The organism is Vibrio casei (assembly GCF_002218025.2).
Classification (GTDB): Bacteria; Pseudomonadota; Gammaproteobacteria; order Enterobacterales; family Vibrionaceae; genus Vibrio; species Vibrio casei.
In genome coordinates this window covers 27,599-52,111 of record NZ_AP018682.1, presented here as the reverse complement: position 1 = coordinate 52,111, position 24,513 = coordinate 27,599, and the positions used below count along the sequence as shown (strand labels likewise).

The 24,513-nt window shown below is 44.1% G+C and carries 18 protein-coding genes and 3 pseudogenes; 4 read left to right on the top strand and 17 right to left on the bottom strand.

Annotation, left to right across the window (positions count from 1 at the left end):
- Window positions 1-218: 218 nt before the first annotated feature.
- The 11 genes and pseudogenes from VCASEI_RS19910 to VCASEI_RS18615 all read right to left on the bottom strand — a co-directional run.
- Window positions 219-617 (bottom strand): annotated as a pseudogene (locus VCASEI_RS19910) (group II intron maturase-specific domain-containing protein); the annotation flags it as partial.
- Window positions 618-688: 71 nt separating this feature from the next.
- The gene (tnpC, locus tag VCASEI_RS18660) at window positions 689-2,287 is read right to left on the bottom strand and encodes an IS66 family transposase (RefSeq protein ID WP_110957756.1); all 1,599 of its coding nucleotides are present in this window, start codon (window positions 2,285-2,287) and stop codon (window positions 689-691) included.
- 115 nt (window positions 2,288-2,402) lie between these two features.
- Complete coding sequence (gene tnpB / locus VCASEI_RS18655) at window positions 2,403-2,729, bottom strand: IS66 family insertion sequence element accessory protein TnpB (RefSeq protein ID WP_004393962.1); 327 nt, start codon at window positions 2,727-2,729, stop codon at window positions 2,403-2,405.
- On the bottom strand, window positions 2,726-3,100 hold the full coding sequence (locus VCASEI_RS18650; RefSeq protein WP_110957753.1) for a hypothetical protein: 375 nt from the start codon (window positions 3,098-3,100) through the stop codon (window positions 2,726-2,728). Before VCASEI_RS18650 ends, tnpB (VCASEI_RS18655) begins: the two co-directional genes overlap by 4 nt.
- An 80-nt stretch (window positions 3,101-3,180) precedes the next feature.
- Window positions 3,181-4,263, bottom strand: a pseudogene (gene ltrA / locus VCASEI_RS18645) (group II intron reverse transcriptase/maturase); the annotation flags it as partial.
- Between the two features lie 662 nt (window positions 4,264-4,925).
- On the bottom strand, window positions 4,926-5,927 hold the full coding sequence (locus VCASEI_RS18640; RefSeq protein ID WP_110957886.1) for an IS110 family RNA-guided transposase: 1,002 nt from the start codon (window positions 5,925-5,927) through the stop codon (window positions 4,926-4,928).
- Between the two features lie 436 nt (window positions 5,928-6,363).
- The gene (locus VCASEI_RS18635; RefSeq protein WP_110957858.1) at window positions 6,364-7,731 is read right to left on the bottom strand and encodes a metallophosphoesterase; all 1,368 of its coding nucleotides are present in this window, start codon (window positions 7,729-7,731) and stop codon (window positions 6,364-6,366) included.
- Between the two features lie 2 nt (window positions 7,732-7,733).
- Complete coding sequence (locus VCASEI_RS18630; RefSeq protein WP_110957857.1) at window positions 7,734-9,008, bottom strand: ADP-ribosylglycohydrolase family protein; 1,275 nt, start codon at window positions 9,006-9,008, stop codon at window positions 7,734-7,736.
- On the bottom strand, window positions 8,998-10,134 hold the full coding sequence (csm6, locus tag VCASEI_RS18625) for a CRISPR-associated ring nuclease Csm6 (RefSeq protein ID WP_110957856.1): 1,137 nt from the start codon (window positions 10,132-10,134) through the stop codon (window positions 8,998-9,000). The genes VCASEI_RS18630 and csm6 overlap by 11 nt, the downstream gene beginning before the upstream one ends.
- Before the next feature lie 15 nt (window positions 10,135-10,149).
- Complete coding sequence (locus VCASEI_RS18620; RefSeq protein ID WP_110957855.1) at window positions 10,150-10,404, bottom strand: hypothetical protein; 255 nt, start codon at window positions 10,402-10,404, stop codon at window positions 10,150-10,152.
- Between the two features lie 112 nt (window positions 10,405-10,516).
- Window positions 10,517-11,629 (bottom strand): annotated as a pseudogene (locus tag VCASEI_RS18615) (McrC family protein); the annotation flags it as partial.
- 83 nt (window positions 11,630-11,712) lie between these two features.
- Here VCASEI_RS18615 and VCASEI_RS18610 point away from each other — a divergent pair.
- The 3 genes from VCASEI_RS18610 (at window position 11,713) to tnpC (VCASEI_RS18600) (ending at window position 14,124) form a co-directional block, all read left to right on the top strand.
- A complete protein-coding gene (locus tag VCASEI_RS18610) occupies window positions 11,713-12,087 on the top strand; it encodes a hypothetical protein (RefSeq protein ID WP_110957753.1) in 375 nt (124 codons plus the stop codon).
- Window positions 12,084-12,410: an IS66 family insertion sequence element accessory protein TnpB gene (tnpB, locus tag VCASEI_RS18605; RefSeq protein WP_004393962.1), complete on the top strand. Its 327-nt coding sequence runs from the start codon at window positions 12,084-12,086 to the stop codon at window positions 12,408-12,410. Before VCASEI_RS18610 ends, tnpB (VCASEI_RS18605) begins: the two co-directional genes overlap by 4 nt.
- A 115-nt stretch (window positions 12,411-12,525) precedes the next feature.
- Complete coding sequence (tnpC, locus tag VCASEI_RS18600) at window positions 12,526-14,124, top strand: IS66 family transposase (RefSeq protein ID WP_110957756.1); 1,599 nt, start codon at window positions 12,526-12,528, stop codon at window positions 14,122-14,124.
- A gap of 52 nt (window positions 14,125-14,176) precedes the next feature.
- On the opposite strand, the gene VCASEI_RS18595 is transcribed toward tnpC (VCASEI_RS18600), so the two are convergent.
- From VCASEI_RS18595 to tnpC (VCASEI_RS18585), 3 genes are all read right to left on the bottom strand, one after another.
- Complete coding sequence (locus VCASEI_RS18595; RefSeq protein ID WP_197709620.1) at window positions 14,177-14,395, bottom strand: hypothetical protein; 219 nt, start codon at window positions 14,393-14,395, stop codon at window positions 14,177-14,179.
- A 2-nt stretch (window positions 14,396-14,397) separates the two neighbouring features.
- The gene (locus VCASEI_RS18590) at window positions 14,398-16,224 is read right to left on the bottom strand and encodes an McrB family protein (RefSeq protein ID WP_238321429.1); all 1,827 of its coding nucleotides are present in this window, start codon (window positions 16,222-16,224) and stop codon (window positions 14,398-14,400) included.
- 446 nt (window positions 16,225-16,670) lie between these two features.
- Window positions 16,671-18,092 carry an IS66 family transposase gene (gene tnpC, locus VCASEI_RS18585; protein ID WP_110957853.1) on the bottom strand — a complete coding sequence of 474 codons (1,422 nt, stop codon included), beginning with the start codon at window positions 18,090-18,092 and terminating at the stop codon, window positions 16,671-16,673.
- Between the two features lie 214 nt (window positions 18,093-18,306).
- Between tnpC (VCASEI_RS18585) and dhaR the strand changes: the two genes are divergently transcribed.
- Window positions 18,307-20,232, top strand: a complete 1,926-nt coding sequence (dhaR, locus tag VCASEI_RS18580; protein ID WP_027695155.1) for a dihydroxyacetone kinase operon transcriptional regulator DhaR — start codon at window positions 18,307-18,309, stop codon at window positions 20,230-20,232.
- Window positions 20,233-20,310: 78 nt separating this feature from the next.
- Here dhaR and ptsP read toward each other — a convergent pair whose 3' ends face one another.
- From ptsP to dhaK, 3 genes are read right to left on the bottom strand one after another with little or no spacing between them, the layout of a single operon-like run.
- Complete coding sequence (ptsP, locus tag VCASEI_RS18575; RefSeq protein WP_089111091.1) at window positions 20,311-22,710, bottom strand: phosphoenolpyruvate--protein phosphotransferase; 2,400 nt, start codon at window positions 22,708-22,710, stop codon at window positions 20,311-20,313.
- A gap of 1 nt (window position 22,711) precedes the next feature.
- Window positions 22,712-23,347, bottom strand: coding sequence for a dihydroxyacetone kinase subunit DhaL (gene dhaL, locus VCASEI_RS18570; RefSeq protein WP_089111090.1), 636 nt, complete (start codon window positions 23,345-23,347; stop codon window positions 22,712-22,714).
- A 15-nt stretch (window positions 23,348-23,362) separates the two neighbouring features.
- Window positions 23,363-24,421, bottom strand: coding sequence for a dihydroxyacetone kinase subunit DhaK (gene dhaK / locus VCASEI_RS18565; RefSeq protein ID WP_027695153.1), 1,059 nt, complete (start codon window positions 24,419-24,421; stop codon window positions 23,363-23,365).
- Window positions 24,422-24,513 lie beyond the last annotated feature (92 nt).

Sequence of the window (24,513 nt, the reverse complement as noted above, 5' to 3'; positions counted from 1 at the left end):
CTCGCCTTATGCCCCCATTATCTGAAGCATCCCAAATCTGAGGTCTACCAATCGATTTCCTATCCGTCTCAACTCATTTTGGGGCAATGATTCCGCTAAATTAGCGCTGTCGGATAGGCGACACCTGTTACCAGATGCCGCCCTCCTAAGAACCGTACGTGCAACTTTCACTGCATACGGCTCAAGCCTCCACTAAGGCGTTATTGTTACCCAGCAACTCACAAAGCAGTGGCGACAGGATCAAACCATGAGTTGCGACCTGTATTTTTCACCTTACGTTCATTGAGAAAACCTTCCCAAAAAGGATCAAACGGATTCGCTTGACTCATGATTTTAACATGTCGCTTAATTGGCACCTTAGCGATGTCAAACAGCCTGAACACGCCATACTTTCCTGCCTTTTTGAACCAGCCATGGAAAGTCCATTGACCTTGCAAGTTCAGAAAATACTTATGTGCGACCCACTTGCGCCCCTTGTTTGGGTGACGCCTAACTGACCATCGCCATAACGCTAGAAACATCTGATGACCAACATAGCTGAAGGTTTGTTTAGCAACACAATGGCGATAGTAATTCGCCCATCCTCGTAGCTTTGGATTTATCATCTTGATGAGATGTGAGCTTACGAGAAGATAGTGTACATAGGTATTAAGAAGCGGCTCTGGCCGAAAGCCAGAGCCTGTTTTGATTAGATATTGGACTGATAATTCCAGGGCAAGAACTGTTGTGGATTAGCCTTAACTTCACTTTCCATTCGCTGTATCGTATTAAAGTAATCCAGCACATTTATACCCGCTTCGGCTGATGTCGCTATCATCGCCATGATCACATCCGCAATGCTCGCACCAGCCTGTGTTTTATGGAACAGGGCATTTTTTCGGTTGCGAGCAACTAGCTTGAGTGCTTGCTCCGCTCGGTTATTATCCAGCTGTGCTCCCTCGAGACGGCAGAAGGCGGTCAGCCCCTCATAATGCTTAGTAAAATAATTAATTGCTTTACCAAGCCCGCTGTTTTCTTCTGTACTTCCCCTGTTCAGCTCGGCCTGACCCCAGTTTCGGATCTGCTCCATTACCGGAAGTGATAGCTTTTTATGCCAAGCTAACCGTTGCCCCGCGTTAAGTCCTAGCTCCCTGGCTTCATCATCGTGTCGCCAGATTTCACCATACCACTGTAGTACTTGCTCCACTTCATCTGGAAACTGATTAAGGACTTCGGCAAACTGCCGTCGTCCGTGACTGTTGCACAGACTGTGTTCGACCACGTAATCAAGCGATGGGCGGTTGCTGGATAAGGCATCACTCATCAATATCGGGGGCGCGAGTGTCCGGCCACGGTCATGTAAAATCTCGTCGATGAACTCGCCGGCATGACCGATATTGGTCTGATACAACACGACAGTACGACCCTCTTTTAAGCCCGCGACTAAACCGGAGCTGTAAACACCACTGCGCTCTCGGGTTTTTGTTCCATTTCTCTGCGGCTTTTCTATCGGGACTTTGTCTAAAATTCGGTTGGTCGTGTCATCTAAATAATAGTGCTCTGCGTTTGCGGCAAACACTCTTAACAAGTTATAAATGGGTTGCAAGCTATTGGCGACTAACTCGACTTGGTCAAAGATGGTTGAGGCGGTCAGTTTAATCCCCATCAGCGCTTGCGTACTCTCCTGACGATAGTAGGGTGCACCTGCAAAAAACTTGTGAAGAGCCATCAGGCTGCGGGCACTGTAACCATACTTCTGGCTTGGCTCTCCATCATTTATCACGTCATTAGGTAACTTGGCAGTGAAGTACTGACCACAGGCATTGCAACGTAGCCGCTCCATAACGTGTTGCTCTGGGACGAACGGACTTTGCCCAGTGATCCGCAACAGCGTAGCGGGCTCGTATTTATATAACTTGCCTTTTTGACACTCGGGGCAACTATCGCCTTTCTTTAGATCGTCCAGTTTATGCTGAGTGACTTTCGGTTTCACTGGTGGTGTGCTGGGTTGGGTATTTTTAGGCTTAGGACGTTTTTGACCGCGGTTTTTGTTTTTCTTATTTTTCTGGCCGAGTAGAGTGTCCATCGTTTCTGATGACTTGACCATGCCAACCAACTTACGCAATTTATGCAGGGTGATATCGTTATCAGACAGACGCTCTTGCAAGGCAGCCAGCGTCTTTAATGCCTTCAACAAGATGTGGCAATCTTCCGCACTCAGTGCTAAGTCGTGCTCCTTTGCCTCGTGCACTCGCTGGATAAGCCCGTCCAGCTCTTCGCTGTCAATATCGGTAAAGTCTTGCGCCATTTAAGTTCCTGTCGGCTGGCTTGCAGTGCTGATGCGCTCAATTATTCCAGCATTGTGGGATCAGTCAACATGATCGTGAGGATCGATAACTTAAGGGGGAATAGTGTGCGTACGGTCATACTTTTTGCCAGCCAGGCAGCCCCACCAACAGAGCTTTAAGCTGCTTCGCGGCGACAGGGGTCACCCCATCTTGGTGATGACGGGGCCAATCTTGAAAGCGGCCTTTGCTCAGGCGTTTATTGATTAACCAGAAGCCAGAGCCGTCATAACATAATGCTCTAAGCATGGTTTGACGGCGGTTGGTAAACACAAACAGGGTTCCGCTACGAGGCGACTGTTTTAGCTGATGACGACACAGGGCGGCGAGTCCATCAATACCACAGCGAAAATCGGCTGGTTGAGTCGCAAGCAGGATTTTACTCTCAGCAGTCAGGTGGATCATTTTACTTCTCCTGCTTCTTGTATCAGAGCTCGCAATAAGTCAGGAGAGACAAGGCCGCTGATACAGATCTGACTTGAATTAGGAAGAGTGAGCTGAAGGCTCAGGTCTGATTTAGGTAGTAAATCAGGCTCTATCTGTAACGGAACAAAATCAGGAGCGGACGACTTAACGGGAAGTTGCTTGCGCCAGTCATTGAGCTGGGTGGTGCAGATCCGTAGTGCTTTGGTCACGTGACTGATCGGATATTCTTCAAGCAGCTTGAGTGCTAAGCAGCGTAGTTCATCGGGGATACTGGCATGTTTATTAATGCGGGTTTGTCGCCAGTGCTCAAAGTCAGCAGTGGCCTGAATCAGGTTTTTCTGGTTTTGCATGGTGCCTTCCTTATATTGGATAAGCACTTAGTAAACCAGAGCTGGCGAGTTAAGTTGAGCTATGCTGCCGTAAGCTCACTGATGAGATCGGCTACTGGGATTGTTGCGTGTTTTCTAATGAGGTCACGCATGTTTCGTAAGAATGATAATACGTTGGACTTGCTCGGTTTAATGAGCAGTTTCCCTTTGTACTTTCTGGCGTTGAAGCCAAGAAAGTCAAAACCATCATTGATATGAGTTACGTGCGTTTTCTCTTCAGAAAGCGTTAAACCTCTTTCTTGTAGGAAAGCCATCAGTTGCGGCTTGATGTCATTCACAAGAACTTCCTTTGAAGACCCAGTGATAACAAAGTCGTCAGCATAACCTATAAAGTTTACTCTGCTGCCTGTCTTGCGAGCGATAGACTTAGTTAGCTTTTCTAGTCCGACAAGAGTGAGCAACATCAGGGTGGGTGAAATTATCCCGCCTTGTGGTGTTCCCTCCGCCGTTTTGTAGAAGAGACCTTTGTCTATATAGCCACATTCCAGCCATTGCTTGAGCATCCTTTTGTCTGTCGGGATATTATCAAGTAGCCATTGGTGACCTATCTTGTCAAAACAAGCTTTGATATCCCCCTCAAGAACCCATTGTGCTGCTCCCTTTTTGCATAGACATTTGAAGCACTGTTGTATTGCATCGGCTACGCTTCGATTGGGTCTAAACCCATAGCTGTTAGGGTCGGCAATTGTTTCAGATATTGGTTCTAGTGCTAGAAGATGTAACGCTTGTTGCGCACGGTCTATCATGCACGGGATACCTAATGGTCTGAGTTTGCCGTTTTTCTTCGGGATATAGATCCTTCTGAGCGGTTTGGCCCGATAGCCTTTTCTGCTCAGTAAACTGACTGCCGCCATTCGACGTGCATCGGTGTTCCAGATGTCGCCGTCAATTCCTGGCGTTTTACTGCCTTTGTTTTGTGAGACTCGACGAACAGCGAGAAGCTTTGCTGCTTTCGAGTGAGTCAGTATCCACTGTAGTGCTTTCGCCTTACCGTGTTTACCTTCTCGGATTGCTTTTGCAATGCGCATCTGGAGCCTTAACACATGGCGCTCAACCGCTTTCCAGTCGATGGATTGCCATTGGGCGCTGCCAGAAGGGGCACTCACTTCATGAGAAGAGATCATCTGCGTTCCTTCTTAAATAAAGTTTTCCAAATCATCTTGCAATGGGAGACCAGTTGGAAGTGGGCACACTTTCGTGTCAGACATCTGTCTGTATCTGCATCATTACAATGCAGCGTTCGCTTTTTCCAACCTCCTTTACCAGCACCGCTATCGGCTCTCTTCACAGACAGCTTTCCCGAAGGAACGATACTGGCTTACCGTGTTCCGCATGTCGCGCAATATCAGGTTAGATGCCCACTATAGTGCGAGGAGCCTGTCGATCACGAAAGAGCACTGTCCAATCTCTTTCCTACTCCCATCGCCGTTTTGGCCACAGCGTATTAACCACTTCCGCTGCTTCATCGCATAACGCACCTTACATGGATTCACTTTCGTTCATCATACTGATTTATATGAACGCTTCCCCATTTGCTAGGTCATCATTGAGTTATTTTCAAACATGGTTAGGTGGCAGTTTTATATTCGGTCTACATTGGCAGACATTCTGCCGACCCTAATGATTTCCGCAGCCTTATTCCTCATTTCCCTAGCGAGCTTAATGCTCTGGTCAGTATTCAGGTTTTATAAGGCTTGGTCTTACCTGTTTGTCATTACTCTTTGATACACCTTGGCAAATTTTCTGCGAACATCCTGTGTTAGTTTAAATTAGTAGTCAGTCTTGCTTAACAAGGCTGATATTCGGTTTGGTTGGCCACTAATGCCCAAACGGTTCGAGCTATCTTGTTAGCTAACGCAACCGTCACGACATTTTTCGGTCGTCTTGCTTGCAAAGACACGAGCCATTCACTTTTTTCTTTACTATGGGTCATCACTGCTCGCGCCCCATGGATAAGCAAAGTACGTAAATACACATCGCCTCGTTTGCTGATCCCGTGTAAGTGCACTCGACCTCCCGTTCCTGTTTGTCGTGGAACCATGCCTACCCATGCTGCAAATTCTCGACTGGATTTAAACGCTGACGCATCCCCCATGGAAGCGATAAGTGCCGTGGCAGTGAGTGGTCCAATACCTGGTACTTTGGCGATACGCTGACAATCTTCATCGTGCTTAAACCAGCTTTGGATTTGTTTTTCCAGTTGTTTAATATCTTCGTCCAACTGAGTTAATCGTTCCACTTGAACCTGTAAGGCACACATAAAGGCACTTGGCGTATCCTCTTCCAGTTTTGCTAAACAATCTGGTAGCTTTTCCTTAAATGCTTGCTTGCCTTTTGGCATCACTAGGCCAAATTCGGTCAACAAACCGCGTATCGAGTTTATTTGCGCCGTCCTATGTTTAACCAGCAGTTCTCGCATGCGATGAATGCTAAGAATCGCTTGCTGCTCTTCAGTTTTTACTGCAATAAACTTCATGTCTGGTTGTTGCATGGCCGTCCATATCGCACGAGCATCTACCACATCATTTTTATTGCCATAAACGAAAGGTTTGACTTTCTTTGCTGGCAACAGCTTCACGGTATGACCCATTTCTTTAAACAGTCTTCCCCAGTGGTGAGCACCACCACAAGCTTCCATTCCTATCATTGATGGTTGTTGGTTGGCAAAGTACTGAACAAAATCTTTTCGCTTCACTTTGTCAGAGTGAATTTCACCGGTTTCTTGATCGACCCAGTGAATTTGAAAAACTTGTTTTGCGATGTCAACACCAAATACGTTACTGTTCATGTTGGATACTCCCAATGTCGATTGTTCACTAAATTGAACCATATTGGGCACTTTGATGCCGTGACAGGGAGTATCCTTCCTCGTCAATCGAATCATCGTCAGCCTCCGTAGGTTGGGGAGGCGTTCATATCATTTCCCTAGCACTCACCCAATTCGTGGTTATCAGGAGGAGCATCCCCTCACGGTTCTGCTCCCGTTTGGCACAATGCCAAACTTCGTTACATTGTCAGGCTCGCTGCTTTATTCAGAGCCTTAGGGTCGTCTGGTGATACAAACGGTTCACTCTTTTCGCGGTGAACAGCGCTTCATGCGACTTCACGTCGCACGGACAGAAACGAGTCAACGATTTTACTAATTTAGCGTTTCACGAATTAACTCAGGTATTACAAATATCCATTCAGGTGGCCAAATTCACTCAGCCACTACACCCATAGATTCACTTCCAAACAAGTTGTCTTAATCGGTTAGCATGCACAGCACAATCTTGCTTAAGAGTATTTTGCTCTTCTATAGAATTTGCGCTTAAACCTAATTGGTAAACGATCGTCACCCAAAGATACAAAGCTAAATCCTCAATAGAGCCGAACAGCACGAAGCGAGTAACATCCTCACAATAAGCTTGGTACTCATCACGACAATCTTCCCAATCATTTACACCAATGGGGTCCCATTGTAACCATAGATATTCATCAACTCGATCTACAGCCGTTTGGTGGCGAACTGGATACTGTGCAGTTGCTTCATAAGCAATACCAGTAATTGGATTTTCTGACTCTAATTCTAGTTTCCGAAGTTTCGAAAGCTTTTCATCCACTGAAGTTAGTAATACTTTGCTTATTTGCCCTTCGGTGGTTTCAAAAAAGCTGATTCTACCTTCATAGAAAAATTGGTCGTGTGAAAGCTGGCTATCTGTATCAACTGTGTTTGAGTATAAATATCCAACCAAGGGATATTGATCCTTTTGTGCATTATAATCGACACAAGCTACCTTTTCGTTTTGTAACATAGGCTCCCCTGACAAGGAGTAATGACCAACGAACACCGGTTTCGTTACTGGTTTACAGTCGATATCAGTAATAGGGATATCGGGAAGTAATGAGCGATATTTATCCTCGATTAAGGCTAACTCTCGATAAGTACGAGCGGTATCGTTCCACCATGCTATTCTGATGGTCCTTCTTTCAATGCCATTCTTATCTTTAAAGGTTATACCTTTGGGTAGATTCACTTCTGGCCCTTTAAGTAATATTTCAATTAACTCAAAAAGCTCATGAGACTCATCAAAAGCGTTTATCCAATGCTCTTCACGTATACAGTTACTTGAATCGAGATAAGACTTTATTCGCTCAATACATTCATCATTCCAACAAGCATGGATAGCTCGAACCTCTGCAAACTCAACAAATAAAGGTCGCTTTTTAAACCAATCAACCCACTCCTGATGAAGTGCTGATGATTCCCCTACTTCAGTCAAAAAGGCATGGTGTTGTTTATGGTTATTTTCACTATGTTTTCGAAGTGGAAGACCCGTATCGGGGTGGTAAGTTGCCCAACCTATCGCATTAAATTCATGATTGCCCAGAATACAAGTCGCAAGCCCTTTGTTTACAAGCTCTTTCACAAAACTTAATAGCTTGATTTGCTGCACATTTGGGTTGGTCTGGTTATCAATTAAATCGCCAACAAACACCAAGTGATAACAAGGCTCTTCAATATCCCAACCAATATCATTTAATAACGTTTCTAATTTATCCAAGCGTCCATGAATATCGCCAATAAAAAACTTATCGTATTTGCTTTGCATTCTTAATCCTTAGTCATACATTCATTGCTTGGAGCATAGGTGTTCATTAACCACTGAAGTCTCTTTATTGCTGCCGCCATGCTTCCATTGTCCAAAGTCTCTTGCAGCAACCCTTGATTGAAACGGTCACTACGCACAACTTGAGTGATCCAACTCAAACATGCCATTAAACTCATTTCTTTTATGACCTCAATAACTGATCGCCCATTGCTATTCCAATCCACGGTATCTGCAAGATCCCAACTAAGTGCAATAGCAATGGATGATTCATAAAAGGCCGTATAATCAAAACCTTGCTCGTTATGTGAACAACTGTCTAAAAACCGTTTTAGATTATGATTACTTGGCCTTAGTAACAAATACTCAGCATGACGGGCTATATGCTTTCTCCATGCTAACTTGTCTAACCAATGTTCAGGTAAGGAATCTGCACCATAAAAACACCCTGCAATTTGCCCATAAATTGCAGCGGTGGTATCAGCATCATCACCTAGATTGGCTGCCAGCAAAGCACCATGTTCGAAACTATCACTGTGATAGAAACACCATAACGCTGCTTCCAATGAATCGATGACAAAGCCCGTTCCCTTGATTTCACTTTCTTGTTTTAGGCGATAGTTACCTGTTGCGAGATCAACAACGTCTTGAGATAAAGAACCCAGCCGTAGAATGAAATCAGGGCTAATAGTTAAAAAGTTGCCTTTCGTTAATTCAATAGACGGTGTATTCAAACCACGATGCAAAAAGTATGTCATAAGTGCACAAGCCGCTTGGGTACGTGGCTCAGCATGAGTTGTCATACTCGCTAAACATGCCGCATCACAGGCTTCTTCAATAGACTGTTTTCGGTAGAATAATGCAATGGGGGCAATTCGCATTAAACTACCATTTCCAGCAGTATTTGGTTCCTCACTTCCAGATAGCGGATCGCCCGTTAGCTCAAATTGATGTAACGCGGCTCTCACCGTATTACCTATATCAAAACAATGACCAGTACATGAGTTATCACCGTGACGATACCAACGTAGGTAGCGCTCCATTTGATCTTTACTATTATTTTTACCGCATTCAAGAAAACTATCGGCGAGACATAACATCATAGATGTATCATCTGTCCACTGCCCTGCTTGCAAATTAAAAGGACCACCCCCCTCCATATCGGTAATCGGGGTAAAGGATCCTTTTGGTCGAAATTCAAGAGTTGTACCTAACGCATCTCCCAACGCTAAACCTAATAGCACTCCTTGAGCTTTATTGCGCACTTCATCACTTATCATGATATTTCTCCAAGCCAACAATCACGATATCTGGATGAATATGATATTGCATCGCACCTTTCATCCCACTTGATTGAACTTTGACTTTTTCCACGATCGAGAGAGGTAATTTATCTGAAAGCTTTTGCTGGCACTGACTTAAAACTTCTTGGATAAACTTGGCAGACATCGGCTTTAGCCCATCTAAGACTTGATTATCCCAGTCAATTTCACCATCTAAACCAAAACTGCTATACACACGTGTATCCCCTCTCATTTGTTTATAAAGGGATAGGTATTGTTTGGTATATTCTTTAGATTGAATAAAAGCAGAGCCAACTTTAATTTTCTGATTAGGTTGAGTTGCGATAAAAGCGTATAAGGCTAATAGCTTAGGTGAAAGTTGGATCTCAACGCCCAAAATAGTGACAGTTCGTGCTGTGATATTGATAGAGATAGCCAATGGCCCATCTTGATTAGCAGCATTAATTAGTGCCACCGTTTTCGAAAAGGAACGAGCTTCAATTTGAGAGTACATCGACGAAGCAAGGCTTGTATGCATACGAACAAAAGGGATATCTGCTAACGTCACTTTGGCCTCTCTCGCATTTACTTTTGCGCCTTCCGTATTAATTAACCAATGATCATGCTTTGTTGGAAAGAAAAATGCAGGTAAAGATTCATATTCAGGGCTAATGAATACATGCTTTAATGAATCTTGAGTTCGACCATATAAAGACATTGCAAAACCAAGATAGAAAGCCATGGTTTTGCGACCACCAGACAGACAAGCACAAACGGCTGTATTTGTATCTCGGGTTAATTCTGAAACGGTTTGGATAATACAATCCGCCATGACCGACTGATCTTCATCTTGTTTAGCATCGAAAGGTTGATAACCATTCTTATCTTCCAACACTGAAATATTGCTTTCATCAAAACTGATAGCAGGTAGTTGATATTCGTTAATCAATGACTGCCAATACCCTTCTTTAAAAAGTTGGCTAGTAATTTTATCGCGAGTACTACGAGTGGTGATCACCCGAATTTCATCAGGTAAAGTTTGACCAGATTGATAAAGACCATAAATGACTTCTGTTAACACCTGAGGCTTACTGCCGACGATGGCTAATAGTATTTTCTTCATCGTTCCCTGTACTCTTTAAATATCGAACCAATATACCCAGCTAGTAAAATCACGAAACTTTAATACGCCAAGACTTGGGTCTAAAACAATTATTCTACCATCTAAACAACAAGTTATTATCGTTGGCTGATCAAGTTCATTAGACAGCAATTGACGGTTACTATACTGAATCTCGACAGTATCAGCATGCTGAACCACCGTAATCAACATTTCCTCTTCGAGCAATTTTCTTTTGATAGATTCAAGATGACTTGCTTGTAATGTATTCATATTTCACCCCTTGAGTCGATGAATATCATTATCCGCTGTTCTTCAGAGATAGGGAGTTTGTAAACTTATAAAATCATTGAATCAGATATGAATGGCAAATTTCAGCAAGTAATTATCCATCAATCGATATAAATGAACGACCGTTATCAGGTAGTAAAACACCATTTGGATTCTTAGTACTCATAGAAAAAGGAATAACCCATAACTTAAGATCCTCGGAAAAATCAAAGCTATGCTCAATGGGCTTTGTAAATCCTTCATGTTCCGGGTAAATCAAGTACAGATCTCCCTTACCGCTTAAATATGTTTGTCCATAAGCAAACATTTGATAAAAGTCTGATTGAGATAAACCAAAATTATTTTGAGTTAAATCGACTAACTTCCATTTGGTATCCAACACCACTTTAGAACCATCAGTGAAAGTAAGTAGCAGGTCCGGCTTTAGTTGAAACTGACGCCTTTGATTGTGGGTAACGAGATAATTTGTACGAGCTTGTGTTGTCAGCTCAATACCACTTTTCAATTGTGTTCTTAATATTGCTGCGACATAATTTTCAAATACCATTTCCATCGGAAACATCAATGATAAAGCCTGATTACCACCCTTCATGCTTAGTGGTGAAATCCCCTCTAAAATTAATTTCGCCCAATCTAATGATGTTTGATAATCTTTCATGCCTTTACCAAGTTTAAGCATGTTAAAATCTTGCTCAATGGATTTACAGAAAGGTACATCAACAAAGGCAAACTGAAGCTCTCTCAACAGTCTCTGATTTACTGATAGACGTGTCACATTTGTCAGTTTTAGCAGAGCGGTTTTGATTAAACGGTTAGCTGGACGGTCAATTAAATACTCATCATGTTCAACATAAAACTTATGTTTATTAACCAGGTTGTGCCTTAACTGCTTAGATACAAGCAACTTACCCTTTTGATAAAATAAATTATCAGCCCTAGACACATAATCACTTTTTAGCCCTTTTTTAACTAATGTATTAACGCAGTGTAAAAACTGACTAATGAATACCTCTAAAAGAGGCATTTCTTTACTAGCCACATTGCCTTGGCTAGATAATACATAGCGAAATGAACCTAAATGTTTCAGCATCATAAGTAACGTATCACGGGATTCCGTAATTGCTAGCTGATCATCCGAGGTTTTACGACCTACTTTTGGCAAAATTTCAATATGCTCACCAGTAGGTGTGAATAATACACCTACATAGTTTGTGAGCTTACGGCAGCATAGCTCAACTTAACTCGCCAGCTCTGGTTTACTAAGTGCTTATCCAATATAAGGAAGGCACCATGCAAAACCAGAAAAACCTGATTCAGGCCACTGCTGACTTTGAGCACTGGCGACAAACCCGCATTAATAAACATGCCAGTATCCCCGATGAACTACGCTGCTTAGCACTCAAGCTGCTTGAAGAATATCCGATCAGTCACGTGACCAAAGCACTACGGATCTGCACCACCCAGCTCAATGACTGGCGCAAGCAACTTCCCGTTAAGTCGTCCGCTCCTGATTTTGTTCCGTTACAGATAGAGCCTGATTTACTACCTAAATCAGACCTGAGCCTTCAGCTCACTCTTCCTAATTCAAGTCAGATCTGTATCAGCGGCCTTGTCTCTCCTGACTTATTGCGAGCTCTGATACAAGAAGCAGGAGAAGTAAAATGATCCACCTGACTGCTGAGAGTAAAATCCTGCTTGCGACTCAACCAGCCGATTTTCGCTGTGGTATTGATGGACTCGCCGCCCTGTGTCGTCATCAGCTAAAACAGTCGCCTCGTAGCGGAACCCTGTTTGTGTTTACCAACCGCCGTCAAACCATGCTTAGAGCATTATGTTATGACGGCTCTGGCTTCTGGTTAATCAATAAACGCCTGAGCAAAGGCCGCTTTCAAGATTGGCCCCGTCATCACCAAGATGGGGTGACCCCTGTCGCCGCGAAGCAGCTTAAAGCTCTGTTGGTGGGGCTGCCTGGCTGGCAAAAAGTATGACCGTACGCACACTATTCCCCCTTAAGTTATCGATCCTCACGATCATGTTGACTGATCCCACAATGCTGGAATAATTGAGCGCATCAGCACTGCAAGCCAGCCGACAGGAACTTAAATGGCGCAAGACTTTACCGATATTGACAGCGAAGAGCTGGACGGGCTTATCCAGCGAGTGCACGAGGCAAAGGAGCACGACTTAGCACTGAGTGCGGAAGATTGCCACATCTTGTTGAAGGCATTAAAGACGCTGGCTGCCTTGCAAGAGCGTCTGTCTGATAACGATATCACCCTGCATAAATTGCGTAAGTTGGTTGGCATGGTCAAGTCATCAGAAACGATGGACACTCTACTCGGCCAGAAAAATAAGAAAAACAAAAACCGCGGTCAAAAACGTCCTAAGCCTAAAAATACCCAACCCAGCACACCACCAGTGAAACCGAAAGTCACTCAGCATAAACTGGACGATCTAAAGAAAGGCGATAGTTGCCCCGAGTGTCAAAAAGGCAAGTTATATAAATACGAGCCCGCTACGCTGTTGCGGATCACTGGGCAAAGTCCGTTCGTCCCAGAGCAACACGTTATGGAGCGGCTACGTTGCAATGCCTGTGGTCAGTACTTCACTGCCAAGTTACCTAATGACGTGATAAATGATGGAGAGCCAAGCCAGAAGTATGGTTACAGTGCCCGCAGCCTGATGGCTCTTCACAAGTTTTTTGCAGGTGCACCCTACTATCGTCAGGAGAGTACGCAAGCGCTGATGGGGATTAAACTGACCGCCTCAACCATCTTTGACCAAGTCGAGTTAGTCGCCAATAGCTTGCAACCCATTTATAACTTGTTAAGAGTGTTTGCCGCAAACGCAGAGCACTATTATTTAGATGACACGACCAACCGAATTTTAGACAAAGTCCCGATAGAAAAGCCGCAGAGAAATGGAACAAAAACCCGAGAGCGCAGTGGTGTTTACAGCTCCGGTTTAGTCGCGGGCTTAAAAGAGGGTCGTACTGTCGTGTTGTATCAGACCAATATCGGTCATGCCGGCGAGTTCATCGACGAGATTTTACATGACCGTGGCCGGACACTCGCGCCCCCGATATTGATGAGTGATGCCTTATCCAGCAACCGCCCATCGCTTGATTACGTGGTCGAACACAGTCTGTGCAACAGTCACGGACGACGGCAGTTTGCCGAAGTCCTTAATCAGTTTCCAGATGAAGTGGAGCAAGTACTACAGTGGTATGGTGAAATCTGGCGACACGATGATGAAGCCAGGGAGCTAGGACTTAACGCGGGGCAACGGTTAGCTTGGCATAAAAAGCTATCACTTCCGGTAATGGAGCAGATCCGAAACTGGGGTCAGGCCGAGCTGAACAGGGGAAGTACAGAAGAAAACAGCGGGCTTGGTAAAGCAATTAATTATTTTACTAAGCATTATGAGGGGCTGACCGCCTTCTGCCGTCTCGAGGGAGCACAGCTGGATAATAACCGAGCGGAGCAAGCACTCAAGCTAGTTGCTCGCAACCGAAAAAATGCCCTGTTCCATAAAACACAGGCTGGTGCGAGCATTGCGGATGTGATCATGGCGATGATAGCGACATCAGCCGAAGCGGGTATAAATGTGCTGGATTACTTTAATACGATACAGCGAATGGAAAGTGAAGTTAAGGCTAATCCACAACAGTTCTTGCCCTGGAATTATCAGTCCAATATCTAATCAAAACAGGCTCTGGCTTTCGGCCAGAGCCGCTTCTTAATACCTATGTACACTATCTTCTCGTAAGCTCACCATAGTTTTTGACTTGAATTAGCTCATAACCATAACGCATAGTTAAATTTAAACACTTAGCGGTATTTGTTTGTGATGCACTTAAACTAACTTCTTTGAGATACTCAAAGGCAGTTTTAGAAATCAACTCCGCTTGCAGAGTGTCACAAGCGGATTTTTCGTAGGTCAAATAACCATATTCGAACACTGTGGTATGCATGGTTATTGACTTTCCTCACCATGCGTTTCAGCCGATGCCCTTTCTTGAACATCAGTAGCTTCAACTAATTTAGGCGAATAGATGCCAATATAAGCCCTTGGATCAAGCCAAACATTGCTTTTATCATCAGCCAAACGATAATTCACCACCGACTGACCATATTCATCAAGCTTATGATTACTTCCAAACAAGTTCTTCAATTGTTGTGGAGTCTGTACTTCTTCTGTAATAAATTGAAAGCCTAACGCTTTTTGATTGTCACCTAGCACAAGACGAATCTTGCTCCAATCTTCAAAGAAGTACTCTTCCAGAAGCGGGATGATTTTGTTTTTAAATACTGTTTGTAGCTCTTTAAACGCTAAATTTTCTTTTCCGTTACTATAAAGCACTTTCACTGGCATAAAGAAAGCATGACCTAAGGTATGCTCACGATCGTAGAGAATTGCAATTCTTTCATTCAGCTTGATTAATAATTCTTTTAAATCAATACCGTTAACTATTACATCCGTCAACAACTCTGGCTTTGGCATCATCTCCACAAAATCAAAACGACGACGTAATGCGGTATCCATCATTGCTAATGAGCGATCAGCAGTATTCATGGTACCGATGATATGTAGGTTGTTCGGCACAGAAAAAATTTCAGAAGAATAAGGTAGAGTTAATTCAAGTGCTTCATCTTCACCTTTGCGCTTTGAAGGTTCAATTAACGTAATAAGCTCACCGAATATTTTCGAAATATTGCCGCGGTTAATTTCATCAACAACTAACACAAAGTTCTTACGTTCGGTTTTTACCAATTTTGATTTATTAGATAACTCTTTTAAATAATTAACAAACCCTGAATAATATGGGTTCAACCCACCTTTCATAACTCGCTCACCATCAAAAATAGCTTTCAAGGTTTTTATACTCAATGAGTGTACAGAGTCACCTTGAGATTTCTCAAAATGTATCGTATTTGAACTTATATCTGTGACAATAAAAGTAGTTCGCTTTGTTTTTATTCTTACTCCACTTTCTTCATCTGTAAATTGTTCTAAAAATTTATCCCACAACGAATCAAAATCCTTATCTTCTTTTATATCTTTATTGATTCGAAATTTTGTGGCATCAGAAACTATACTTTTAAAAATCCCATCTTCTACCGCATAAGTAATTTGCTCACTTTCATTTGTAGAAGCTTTTAAGCCCTCAACAAACTCTTCATAACCATAGCTTTGATGGAAGGTAACAAACCGAATACGATTTTTTTCAACTAAAGACTGGTACTCTTTTTTTAGTTCTTCTCTAGTTTCCCATGTAAAATTTGGCTCGGCTGCTTTTACCGCAGCTTCAATGGTATGATAGGTTTTACCTGTGCCTGGTGGACCATATAGAATTTTGTTTAAACTGCTCATGGGTTGATGCATACCTTCATCAAGGTTACTTGTATTTATTGAATCTTTTGCTGTCATACTGTTTCGGTAATCTATTGGCCAATAAGACTCACGATCAATTTCATGTGCTTCTGAAAAATGTTTCAATGTAGGCGTTAAGTCATCTAAGAGTTCATAACTGAAATCATCACCATCTAACTTAATTTTAGAATTTTGAATCTGGATACTTTTAAAGTTTGCTTCTGCTTTTTGAGCTTGTAATGAACGTCGACCAACCCGAAATTGATTGTCAATATCAACTGGGTAGATATCTAACTGAGCCTTATTTGCCCACGATACAATAGCGATTAATTGACTTTGAATATTCTCTGATACGTCGGCTAAGTCGTCGTACATATCCATTTTACTTAAGAAATCACCCCAAGATATTAACTTTTGCTGTATATCCATATTCATCCACATAAGTATAAAATTGATTATATTGTTAAAGTATATTGCTTATCACATCGAAGCAACTATCCGAAGGTAAATGTCGCAGTTCGGAGTTGAATTCAGGGATAAGTTAAATTCAATTCGAACCAATTGTTCTGGAATCGATTAGTATTGTGTGCGACAAACGGCTTTTTCCCGAACTCAAGTGCAAGTATCAGCACAATAAAGTTTTAACATTTCACATAATAAAATCTATTAGAAACTCTAATTATAGTGTCGCCTGTAGGGTTACATACCAACTGGTTTTGGGGCATAAATCATTTAGGGCAGATATAGACCGCATTCTTAAATGTGTTTAATTTTCAGGAAAAGGCTCAAATGCCTTTTCCTTTGTACCTTTCCAGATTTATCTCAGAATCCACTCGTATTGGTAATTTGTTTATAGGTAACTATTCACCCACGAGCTATTGACGACGGTTTACGCTAAAAAATACTGGCGCCTGATAATCAACTCTCAACATGTGATGTTCGACGATTTCACGCAGCCATTTATAAGCAGAGACCTGCTGAAGTTTGGCTGTTTCTATCAGCGAGAACATTCGTTCGCGGAACTGGTCGCCTCGATATGAGCGAGTCACGTAACAACACTTCCTCATCAGTATGTAATTACGGAGAACTCGCTCCGCTGCGTTGTTTGTTAACGGGCACTCGGAGTCGTCCATAAACCGCCAGACCATGGCATCATCAGCGATGAGGTTTCGACATCTACCTCGATATCGTTTTGAGCATTGATAACTACCCAATTTGAGCCAATGAAGCCAGCTCTTTCGTAATCGCCTGAGTCGGCGGTAATATTGGCTTTCGGTAATTTTTTCTTCGATATATCGGTGATGACACCTGAATACGCCATGAGCGATTAAAGCGAGTTTTTCTCCGATTTTTTGGTTTTCAGGACAAACGCTCTCCTCGATAGCGATGACGTTCCTTAATATGTGAGCCCAGCATAATTGGCGCTTAGATTCGTCGATATATTTGTAGGCAGAATATTGGTCAGTCACTAAAAGGTGTGAAACCGCTTCACCAAGTAGTCGTTTGGCAGCATGTTGGTTTCTTCCACTGTTAATTTGGAAAAAGGCTTCGTCATTGCTGAGTGCGGCCCACATCCAGCGTTTATCATTATTGCGCTGATGCGAAGTCTCATCAGCCATAATCAGTTTAGATGCTTTGACTGTTTCATGAATTTGAGTATGAGTATCGGCTAAGTATTCAGTGACTCGTCCTTGCGCCGCTGATATTGCACCTGTTGAGAAGTTAAGCTGGAAGACGTCTTTCAACATAGATTGTATTTTACCTATGCTTTGGTGGTGCTGCGTCGCCTGGATTGCGATAAAGCTATGTAGATTTGGCCCCATTTGAACATCGGGCACATACTCTGGAAGCTCCGCTTGGTGTTTATCACCACACCATGCGCACTCGCCTTTAAAGATTTGATGTTCAACAAGCGTGTATGAGATATCTGGCAAGTCAAAGATTTGGTGTCGTTTATAAGGTTTTCGATTTGGAATAACACACCCACCGCAGTGGCATATCTTATTCGGTAAATATTGCTCAACCGAGGCACTGTCTTCAACAGGGTGAAGCAGTCGGCGATGGCCTTTATGACCTGGTTGAGCTCCTTGCTTTTTTCCAGATTTCTTCCGATTTGGCGAAGTATTCTTAGCTTTATTATGCAGGGGTTGTTGAGATGATGGCACAGAAGAGTTTCGACTATTTTGATTTAGTCGGTCTTCAAGCTCTGCCAGCTTATTCCATAAAAAGTGGATGATGTCTTTCGCCTCTTCAGGCGAATCGAAATCTGGCGGTGGAGGTAATGTTTTCTTATTCATACCTCCAGATTGCCACCACAAAAAGATCACTCAAGTTGGATGTGGGATCAAGTTAACTCAGTCACATAAATTTGCTGTCAATAGCTCCTGGGTGAATAGTTACCTTTTCTTTACGTGTCCTTTCTGTATGACGTGCGTGAAAGCCATCACAGTCCATATTCGTATGTCCCTGTAATATCAGACCAATCTATCGCTAGTATTGAAACGGTATGGCATGCTTTTAATCGAAGACACTAAAACCAAATGGGCGTTTTTCCAGAAACACCATTGGGTATCTCCAGAATTTTCCCGCACTCCCGTACTTGAGTCGTGGGAGCGTTGCATAAAGCAATGCAGTCCTTACACCTGGTCAAAGCCACATATTGCCTCTGGATTTACCTTCTCATCTCTGATGAAACGCAACGAGCACCTCATCGAATGCGCCACGACCGTACTTGAAGACACTTACGACATGCTAGGAGACGAAGACCTGCTATTGATGGTAACTGACGGCAACGGCTGCGTTCTTTCCGTTGTGGGACATCACTCTATGCAGCAAGAGATGCAGGCGCTCGGCATTAAACAAGGCTGTTTTCTATCTGAAGGAAAAATTGGCACAAATGCGGTCAATCTCTGTATTAGTACTCATATCCCGAGTGAAGTTTTCGCAGCAGAACATTTCAATCGCCACTTACATTCTTATGCCTCTGTAGCAGCACCTGTTTTCGACCAATTTGGCAAGTTACGCGGCACAACATGCCTTCTCAAAAAAGCAGAGAGCTATAAGAAAGAAAACTTAGTCATCATCGCGTCGAGCGCGAAAGAAGTCAGTTTGCAAATCCATATTCAGTCGGAACAAGAAAACATTAACCGCCTCACTTGTGCGCACAACGCAACGTTAGAATGCATGGATGATGGCCTTCTGGCCTGGGATGAAGAAAGCCGTATTACCATGGTAAATCATCAATCAGAGCGTTTGTTAAACATTGAAGCCAGTCAGGTTTTGGATAAAGAAGTCTTTTCTGTTTTACGTTTCCCGCCGAATGTCCTCAATAGTCTTGAGTCGGGTGCAAGCATCAACCGCAAGCTCACAACGGTAGAGGTTCGTGGCGAGTTTGTTGAAGCGATCATTACCTTGCGTCCACTCAACGACGGCACGCACTTATTGTTTTTGCACCCCATCGATAAAATTCGCGAACTTGCTCAACAACAAATAGGTGGCAGTGCGCGCTATACATTCAGCACTTTGCCTGTTATTTCACGAAAAATGAAGCACGTCATTACCGTGGCAAAACGGGCCATAAAGTCCAAATCACCGATTCTAATTACAGGTGAAGAAGGTGTAGGAAAAGCCACTCTCGCCATGGCGATTCATAACGAAAGCACCTACAAAGAAGGGCCGATCATTACGCTCAACTGCCGCTCCATCAATACAGAGCAACTGGTCAAAGAAACCCTGGGATACGACGAGGGGCAAGGCATGCCCTCTAAGTTTGAACTCGCCCATGGCGGCACGCTCTTTTTGGAAAAGGTGGAATATCTGTCACCCGATTTACAAGCCGTGCTACTTAAGTTGTTAAAAACTGGGCTCGTCAGCCGCAGCGACAGTTTGCGATTGATCCCCGTAGACTTTCAACTTATTACGAGCACCGCTTCAGAGATCAGCGAGTATGTCACTCAGCGCTCATTTGGTCGGCAACTTTATTATGAAATCTCCTCGAACGAACTGCATATTCCGCCACTACGAAAGCGTAAAGAAGACATTGAATTTCTCGTCCAGCAGCTTATCAGCCATTATGAACGCCGCCACAATGTGACGATCTCGATAGAGCCAGTCGCACTGGAAGCGTTGATGAATTTTCGTTGGTCAGGCAACAACTCTGAATTAAGAAACCGAACTGAGCGAATTTTGCTGAACCGCAGTTCCAACTTAATCAAGCTGAACGATATTCCTGAAGACATTAAACTGAATTCTCGCCATACCGCAGAAAATACGCCAGTAATCACGTTAGAAGAAGCCGAGAGAAGAGCTATCGTTCAGGCTTGGAATCAGTGTGATGGCAAAATGCATGATATGGCGAAAGCATTGCAAATTGGCCGCACGACCTTATGGAGAAAAATTAATAAGTTTGGGCTGCAGGAGCAAATGAAGCTGTATTAAGCCAAGAAGTGGCGTTCCTACAAAAGTAAAACCGGCGTAAGCACGCCGGTATACATGTACTAACGATAAAGGTATCGATTAAACATCGACAGACAACTGACGAATCTGCGCTTTTAGTCCCGGTAGCATACTCGAACTGGCGCTGAATTTTCGTAACCCAACACGAAGTAATGTTTCTGTGGCATTTGGATCACCAGCCATCTCACCGCACATACTGACCGGTATGCCCGCGCGATCGCCTGCTGCACAAGTGAGTTCAATGGCTTTTAGTACCGATGGTTCAAAGTAGTTCACCAATTCAGCAACGGCAGCGTTGCCTCGATCGGCTGCCATAACATATTGAGTCAAATCATTGGTGCCAATAGAGAAAAAGTCGACTTCTTGTGCTAACGCATCTGCATTTAATACCGCGGCGGGTACCTCAATCATAATACCGACAGGCAAATGAGTCGCATCCAAGCCGAGTTGGTTTGCTTGATGTGCCAACAGCGCTTTTACTTTTCTCACTTCTTCAACCTGAGCCACCATCGGTATCATCAATTGAATATTCGGTTGCTCGTGAAAGGCTCTCAGAATGGCTCGAAGTTGGGCGGTAAACAATGACTCATGTTGAAGGCACAACCGCACCCCTCTCAGACCTAAAAATGGATTATCTTCCGCTGGCATAGGGTAAGCGACTAAAGGCTTATCACCGCCAACATCTAGACTACGAATCGTAAGTGGCTTATCACCAAGTGCGGCGGCAATATCACGATACACTTGGTATTGCGCTTCCTCAGTCGGCAACTCATCACTGTTTTGAAATAGAAACTCAGTCCGGAATAGACCAACGCCCTCAGCTCCTGATGTTAGTGCATCATCAATATCTTTCGGTCCACCAATATTGGCGAATACTGGAATATGGACACCATCACAGGTGACTGCGGCTTGCTGAGCACTCGCTAGTGCACTTTGTCGTGAGTTTTGCCACTCAATTTGCTGAGCTTCTAATTCCTGCTGTACGGCATCAGAAGGAGAGAACCATAAATGCCCTCGAAAGCCATCAATAGTCACCACTTGACCAGCACGCACAGCATCAAGGCAGCCCTGAGCTTTAACGATGGCAGGAATCCCCATCGCACGAGCAAGAATCGCACTGTGAGAGGTTTTCCCTCCCTCACTCAAACAGATACCAAGCACTTTCGATTTATCAAGCCCGGCCACATCAGAAGGCATCAGATCGCGGGCCAACAAAATACTCGGTTCCTTAATGTCGATGGCATTAGGCGTTACACCTGTCATTTCAACCATAACCTGGCGTGCGATATCATGCACATCAGCTTCGCGTTCCCGCATGTACTGGCTTTCAGCCTGGCGAAACTCGTCGGCTAACGTTTGCAGTGATTCTATCCAAGCTTGCTCGGCTATCATGCCCGTTTGAATTCGCGACTCGACCGATGCCCATAATTCTGGGTCACTGAGCATCATGCTATGAGCAGAAAATATTTCCCCTTTCGGCTGCTTCGCTTGCTCCTGCAAATGTTGAACAACCACGCCTATCGCATGCTTAACCCGTTCAATTTCATCTTGTTCACTTTGGAAATCACGTTCAGGCACAACTGGCATTTCATGAGTAAAAAGGACAACTGGAGCAGTAGCGATACCGTCATTGACTCGAAGACCAACAACAGCACCTTCAATCTGATTAGGGACCATGTCATCGAGCAAAGTATCCGTGCTCTCTTCAGATTCGATAATGCCTTGCTCAACCGCCTCTTTTTCTCCGAAGTGCTCACTAGCTAAGGCTTCAAATTCCTTGATTGCTTCACTGGATTGAGAGCCGAGTGCGCACAGCGTGATCGTCTCTTGGCTACGAACGCCAAGTTTCGCAATGCTGTTTAAGCTTTTCGCGTTTACACGGCGCTCGCCTTTTTTCAACCATAATTGGCAGTCAAAAGGCGCGAGTGCACCAACAATGGCCGCAGCGGGACGAGCATGTAATCCATTCGGATTTTGCACTACCCAATCAAATGTCCGTTCTTGCTCAAAGTTCTCTGATACTGGCGCTATCTCAGCGGATGTTAGTGGCTGATCACCAAGGTGCTCACGTTTTACGCTTAACGCATTCTGTGCCTCTTCGACTACCGTCGATAAAGGTAGCCCGGCAGCAGCAGCCACCGACGCCGCCATGGTCCCTTCAACAATGGGGGCCGAGATAAGGGTGACATTTTCCCTCACATGATCATCAATCAGATCCAGAGCCATTTCCGTGCTAAGCAACGCGCTGCCAAGATCCATCAACACAACAACCCCTTGTTGATCATGTACCTGCTCAATCGCTTCCATCACGGCTATGGCATCGGTTCCGATCGGGTTCTCTGGATCATCAATCCCAGCCGCAATCGCAAGCTTGGCTTTGCCTTGCGTCATTTGGGTGGCAAGTTCGGCCACCCCTTCTGCAAGGCGACGACTATGAGATACAACTACAATTCCCACCATCTTAATTACCTCCTATTGCCTGCTGTAGTGCTTTAATCATTAACAAAGAAGAGGTTGCGCCGGGGTCTTGGTGACCAATACTACGTTCACCTAAATAGCTTGCTCGCCCTTTTTTCGCCAACATTTCAATCGTGGCAACCGCGTTCGTTTCTGCTAGCTCAACCATTTCATTCAATAAATGGTCAGCGCTCATGCCATTTTCTAACGACGCCTTCACGCTAACTAAAACGGGTAACCAAACATCACACATGGTTTTATCACCCAGTTCCGCTTTACCACGAGACACCACGCCATCCACACCGCTTTTTAGTGCATCAACCAACTCTTCAAACGTTAGTTGCTCTCGAGTTCCGACAGCGGCAGCCGTGCGAATAAACAGCGTGCCATACAGCGGGCCACTTGCCCCACCGACACTAGAAAGCAAGGTCATGCCCGTATTCTTGAGAATGCTGCCGATATTTTGGTCCGCAAATTGCGGCAGTTTTTCCGCGACTTTTTTAAAGCCTCGGTTCATATTGAGACCATGGTCTGCGTCACCAATATCACGATCAAGGTCGGTCAGAAAATCTTGATTCTCTTGATACGTTTTTGCACATAGCTCTAACCAGTGAACGATATGTTGTTTTTCAATTTGCATGTTTGCTCCCCCCTGTTACCACTTGATCGCGGCCGTATCGACAGGAGCATCAAACAGCTCCAACATCTCTTTATCTGCTTTCAGCAACGTAATTGAAACGCCTTCCATATCGAGTGACGTACAGAAGTTACCAACCATATTACGCACGATACGGAACCCCGCTTGCTCGCAGTTATGAGCAAGACGGCGGTACACCCCGTAAAGCTCTGAAGTTGGCGTACCACCCATACCATTCACCATCACAATGTAGTCGTGTTCAGCAGCAAAAGGCTCAATGCTGGATTCCACTTCACCCCATTCACCTTCGTCACGATTCCAAATACGCAAAGTGCGCTGATAAGGTGTGTTTTCAGCAACTTCAGTAAACATTTCATCCACTAACGTATCGACATCGGTGTATTTCACTCGCTTGATACCTGGTTCACCATGGATACCAACACCAAACTCCACTTCATCATCTTCCAGAACAAAAGATGGTTTACCCGCCGCTGGCACAACACAAGCATTAAGCGCCACGCCAAATGAGCGACAGTGATTATTAACGCGACGAGCCAGAGCTTCACATTGCTCCAACGAATAACCTTTGTTCGCGGCAGCCCCAACTAACTTCTCAACCAATACCGTTCCAGCAACGCCACGGCGACCAGCGGTATACAAGCTGTCTTTGACCGCAACATCGTCATCCACCAACACCGACCCAACTTTGATGCCATCGGTATGAAGCAGCTCCACGGCCGTTTCAAAATTCAATACGTCGCCGGTGTAGTTTTTAATGATAAATAGCACGCCTTCTCCAGTATTCACTTGGTTGCCACATTCGTACATTTGATCAGGCGTAGGTGAAGTAAATACCTCACCAGGGCAGGCGCCTGTCAGCATGCCTTTACCAATAAAACCTGCGTGCAAAGGTTCATGACCACAGCCACCACCAGAAACCAATGCCACTTGCCCCGGCGTTTCCTCATGCCACATGTAACGAGGCTCGTAGTTGGCTTTTAGCTCAGGGCGGGACAATGCCAGGCCTTCCATTTGCTGCAATACAACATCATCGACTTGGTTAATTAACTTTTTCATCGTTCTATCTCATTCCATTTATATTTTTATGTAGGGTATGAATTCATCTTAAACAGAGAAAAAACGTGCTCAACAAAAATCAATCCGTTTCA